At 42.1% G+C, this 4,321-nt stretch carries 3 protein-coding genes and 8 tRNA genes; all 11 read left to right on the top strand.

The annotated features are described in order from the left end of the window. Nucleotides 1-248: 248 nt before the first annotated feature. Nucleotides 249-321: transfer RNA gene (locus tag H6S82_RS20820), tRNA-Phe, on the top strand. 59 nt (nt 322-380) lie between these two features. After that, a tRNA-Asn gene (locus H6S82_RS20815) sits at nt 381-456 on the top strand. A gap of 9 nt (nt 457-465) precedes the next feature. Beyond that, nucleotides 466-541 (top strand) — tRNA-Gln (locus H6S82_RS20810). Nucleotides 542-546: 5 nt separating this feature from the next. Next, nucleotides 547-622, top strand: a tRNA-Gln gene (locus H6S82_RS20805). Nucleotides 623-628: 6 nt separating this feature from the next. Further along, nucleotides 629-707 (top strand) — tRNA-Leu (locus H6S82_RS20800). Between the two features lie 6 nt (nt 708-713). Next, nucleotides 714-791 (top strand) — tRNA-Leu (locus H6S82_RS20795). Nucleotides 792-795: 4 nt separating this feature from the next. Beyond that, a tRNA-Pro gene (locus tag H6S82_RS20790) sits at nt 796-869 on the top strand. A gap of 4 nt (nt 870-873) precedes the next feature. Continuing rightward, a tRNA-Leu gene (locus H6S82_RS20785) sits at nt 874-950 on the top strand. Between the two features lie 126 nt (nt 951-1,076). Beyond that, on the top strand, nt 1,077-2,312 hold the full coding sequence (locus H6S82_RS20780; protein ID WP_191056642.1) for an RNA-guided endonuclease TnpB family protein: 1,236 nt from the start codon (nt 1,077-1,079) through the stop codon (nt 2,310-2,312). A gap of 188 nt (nt 2,313-2,500) precedes the next feature. After that, the gene (gene ubiG / locus H6S82_RS20775; protein WP_191056641.1) at nt 2,501-3,238 is read left to right on the top strand and encodes a bifunctional 2-polyprenyl-6-hydroxyphenol methylase/3-demethylubiquinol 3-O-methyltransferase UbiG; all 738 of its coding nucleotides are present in this window, start codon (nt 2,501-2,503) and stop codon (nt 3,236-3,238) included. A 57-nt stretch (nt 3,239-3,295) separates the two neighbouring features. Further along, complete coding sequence (locus tag H6S82_RS20770) at nt 3,296-4,180, top strand: alpha/beta hydrolase (protein WP_190461317.1); 885 nt, start codon at nt 3,296-3,298, stop codon at nt 4,178-4,180. Nucleotides 4,181-4,321 lie beyond the last annotated feature (141 nt).

The raw sequence follows: 4,321 nt of genomic DNA, 5'->3' as shown, positions 1-4,321 counted from the left end.
AGCAAGGCTTGTGGAATAGGAGGTATGAAAATTATTTTCTAATAATTATTCAAATTCGCGTAAGTTGAAAGTTTTTTAGCCAACTCAAACACTACATCTAGCGTTCGACAATAATATGAACGCTAAATATACCCCCTGAACGGTTACGAAAAATGTGAATTGTTATGTGCTTGCTGTCATCGAATTGAACACAGTAAACACGATCGATCACTTATCGATCAAGCTGCAAAATACAAAGGTCGTCTTTTGGGAGGATAGCTGAGTTGGTTCTAGCGCTTGCTTGAAGAGCAAGAGACGTAGGTTCAATTCCTACTCTTCCCATTCCCTCAGCTTCTAAGAATAAGAGGTCGTCAGTTCTATACTTACCTGGGGGGGTTCGTTGTCCTGTAGCTCAGTGGTAGTAGCAGTCGCCTGTTAAGCGAAGGGTCGTAGGTTCAATCCCTACCAGGACAGCCATTTATTTATTGCCGGGTGGACGAAAGGCAAAGTCGCATGGCCCTGACCCATGAGATTGCAGGTTCGAGACCTGCCCCGGCAGCCACTTATTGCCCTGTGGTGTAACTGGCAACATCTCCCGCTTTGAACGGGAAGAGTCCTGGTTCAAGCCCAGGCAGGGCAGCCAAATTTTGCTCCTGTAGCCCAACTGGAAGAGGCCGCTACCTCAAAAGTAGTGTGTTGTGTCAGTTCAAATCTGACCAGGAGTACCAAAGTTCGCTCTTGTGGCGCAATTGGTAGACGCGGCAAACTTAAAATTTGTTTTTAAATTGTGGGTTCGAGTCCCACCAAGAGCATCAACGGGGTGTAGCGCAGCTTGGTAGCGCGTCTGCTTTGGGAGCAGAATGTCGTAGGTTCAAATCCTGCCACCCCGATTTTACCCCTGTGACGTAACTGGAAACCGTCGCTCGCCCAGAACGAGTGTTTTTTGCAGGTTCGAGTCCTGTCAGGGGGTAAATGCAGTTGCCAAAAATCTAACTAATTCTTCTCAATATTGGTCATTTTGATAGCCAAATACCAATAATGAGCAATTTTTGGCGAGGGAGTTTTTGAGAAAGCCCTTTTCACAGTATAATCACAACATGAAGCTAGTGGAACGTCATATTATCACAAAAAACCATCCCCTCTGGTCAGAGATTGACCACTTGGCTTTTTTGTCGAAAAACTTGTTTAACCTAGCCAATTATCATTATCGTCAACACTTTTTTCAACACCAGCAGAAATTAAACTTTAATCAACTTTACCACCTTGTCTCACAAACCCCAGACTACAAAGCCTTACCCACCAAAGTGAGTAAGCAAATTATCCGCCGATTAGATACAGCCTGGACAAGTTATTTTCAAGCTGTAAAAACCTGGCAGATACATCCCGAAAAATTTTTAGGTAAACCAAAAATACCGGGATATAAACATAAAACCAAAGGGCGCAATATTCTGCCATACTCTCACGAATCAATCTCGAAAAAAGCCTTAAAAAAAGGGATTTGTCATCTCTCGATGAGTGAAATACAAATTCCGACATCACCTCATGAAATCCTAGAGGCGAGAATTGTGCCAAAAAGTAGTTGTTATGTAATCGAAATAGTTTATGAAAAAGTAGAGGAAACAACAAATGAGCGACAAATAGCAGGTATAGACTTAGGCGTTAATAACTTAATGGCTGTAACGACAAATCAAACAGGTGTCAGACCTCTTTTGATCAAAGGCAGACCACTAAAAGCGATTAACACCTTTTACAATAAACAACGTTCCTGTTTACAATCCCAGCTAAAAATCAAGCACTATCAAACCCAATCTCACAGATTAAAAAAGCTTACACATAAACGCAACTGTAGAGTAGAAAATTATCTACATACAGCCAGCAGAAGAGCGATAGATTGGTGTAAACAGCATCAAATAGGAATCCTAGTAATTGGGCATAATCCAACCTGGAAACAATCAGTTAACTTAGGAAGAAGGAATAATCAACAATTTGTGGATATTCCCCATTATAGGTTAATAGAAATGTTGACCTATAAAGCCGAATTAAAAGGGATACTGGTGGTCATTACAGAAGAAGCTTATACATCTAGGGCTAGCGCTCTAGATGGAGATGATGTACCTAAATATGGGGAAAACAAACCAGTGTTTCAGGGACATAGAATAGCGAGAGGATTGTATAAAACAGCCCAGGGTCGGTTATTAAATGCCGATGTGAATGGGTCATTTAATGTTACTCGAAAAGTAATTCCTGATGTATTAAACCAAGGAATAAAGGGTTTGCCGTTTAACCCTGTGGTGCTTGACCCACTACGAACGACTAGACCGCCCAGCCTGTGAGTAGGTTTGAGTTGGTTTAGTTGAGCGGTGATGCTTTAGTTTATCGCAAACTAAGGTTAAGATATTTTACAATCCAGTCAAAGCAAACGAGCATTCCGCTAGCGATTTCTATCGTGAAGATCGCTTAGTCAGGAAGTGCTTGCAATAGTCTGGCAGAGCAAACGCTTGTTTTCTAAAATAGTGGAGATATGAAAAGGAATAACTTGGAATTTTACGATGAAAGTGCGGATGCTTGGTGGCAGGAAGAGTCAAAAATCTATGCACTATATCATTTGAATAAGCCGCGTTTTGAGTTTTTCGATCGCTACATTTCAAATTGGCAGGGGTTGAGGGTGCTGGATGTCGGTTGCGGTGGCGGATTTTCCTGCGAATTCATGGCAGAAAGAGGTGCAGTAGTATCGGGTTTAGACCAATCGGCAAAATGTATTGAAATCGCTCAAAAACACGCAGAGAGTAAAGGATTTGCGATTGACTATAAGTCTGGATTGGCAGAAACAATGCCTTATGAAGCGAACACATTTGATGCGGCGATATGTGTGGATGTTTTGGAACACGTAGCGGATGTCAATAAAGTTATTGCCGAAATTCATCGGGTTTTGAAGCCAAATGGTTTATTTTTCTTCGATACAATCAACAGAAATTTTAAATCTAAATTTGTGATGATTTGGCTGATGGAAAATATACTAGGCGAAATTAAACGAGGAGTCCACGATTGGAATAAGTTTATTAAGCCAGAAGAAGTTACAAAAATAATGACCGAGCGAGGGTTCGGAAATATAGACATTAAAGGTTTTGACCTTTTTGGAGAAGCATTAAAGCTAAACATCGACAGTTATAGAGAATATAAAAAAACGGGGATGGTGCAAGTAAAGATAAACGATGATACCTCAATTATGTATATCGGGAAAGCGGAAAAAGTGACTTAAAATATTAGGAATATATAATTCCAGTTAGCACGATTATTTCAAGGTAAGCTCAGATTTATGTTTGCCAATCTTCTCCCTCAGTCAGTCGCGCAGCTAACAGAGTCCGCCTCGATCGCCCTCGCTCAAAATATCCAGCAACAGGCGATTTCTACCCCTTTAAGCGAACTACCAATTCCGACAACTTACGTTCGGCAGGGTAGCGGTGGGACGCCGATCGTATTATTGCACGGTTTCGATAGTTCGGTGTTTGAGTTTCGCCGCTTGCTACCCTTGCTAGCGGCGGAAAATGAAACTTGGACGATGGATTTGCTGGGTTTTGGATTTACGGAAAGAGTTACTGGTTTGCCGTTTAGTCCGAGTGCGATCGCTACTCATTTATACTACTTTTGGAAAAGTGCGATCGAGCAACCTGTAATTTTAGTGGGCGCTTCAATGGGAGGCGCAGCGGCAATTGATTTTACCCTCACTTACCCCCAACTTGTGAAAAAGTTGGTGCTAATTGATAGCGCTGGCTTGACAAAAGGGCCGACTATTGGTAAGTATTTATTTCCTCCTCTCGGTTATCTGGCTACTTCGTTTTTGCGTAACCCGAAAGTGCGGGAAAAAATTAGCAAAAATGCTTATCGAGATGAAAAATTAGCTTCTCCCGATGCACAACTGTGTGCGGCATTACATTTAGAAATGCCAGCTTGGGACGCAGCTTTGATCGCTTTTACGAAAAGTGGCGGTTATGGATATTTTGGCGATAAAGTTTCCCAAATTCAGCAGCCAACTCTGATTTTATGGGGAAAGTGCGATCGCATTTTGGGTACTCGCGATGCCGAAAAATTTGCCAAAGCCGTCCCCCACAGCAAACTCATCTGGATCGAAGATTGCGGACACGTTCCACACTTGGAAAAGCCGCAAATCACTGCACAGCACATTTTAGACTTCCGCAGTTAGGGTATCGCACCCCTCTCCTTGCAGGAGAGGGGCTGGGGAAGAGCAATCTCTTGCAGTACCAGAATTTCCGGGAAATTACGGAGTAGTGATAAGAAATTTCCTCAAAGTGGGTAAATTTAATGTAAAAACCAGCAGATAAAT

It is taken from the genome of Planktothrix sp. FACHB-1355, assembly GCF_014748295.1.
In the GTDB taxonomy this organism is placed as follows: domain Bacteria; phylum Cyanobacteriota; class Cyanobacteriia; order Cyanobacteriales; family Aerosakkonemataceae; genus Aerosakkonema; species Aerosakkonema funiforme_A.
Note: the sequence above shows the minus strand (reverse complement) of the source record. Positions and strands in the feature narration are given on the sequence as shown.

Bases quoted from the DNA above. Each gene is read 5' to 3' on its own strand.
- H6S82_RS20780 (WP_191056642.1), top strand. From the start codon at position 1,077: ATGAAGCTAGTGGAACGTCATATTATCACAAAAAACCATCCCCTCTGG.
- ubiG (WP_191056641.1), top strand. From the start codon at position 2,501: ATGAAAAGGAATAACTTGGAATTTTACGATGAAAGTGCGGATGCTTGG.
- H6S82_RS20770 (WP_190461317.1), top strand. From the start codon at position 3,296: ATGTTTGCCAATCTTCTCCCTCAGTCAGTCGCGCAGCTAACAGAGTCC.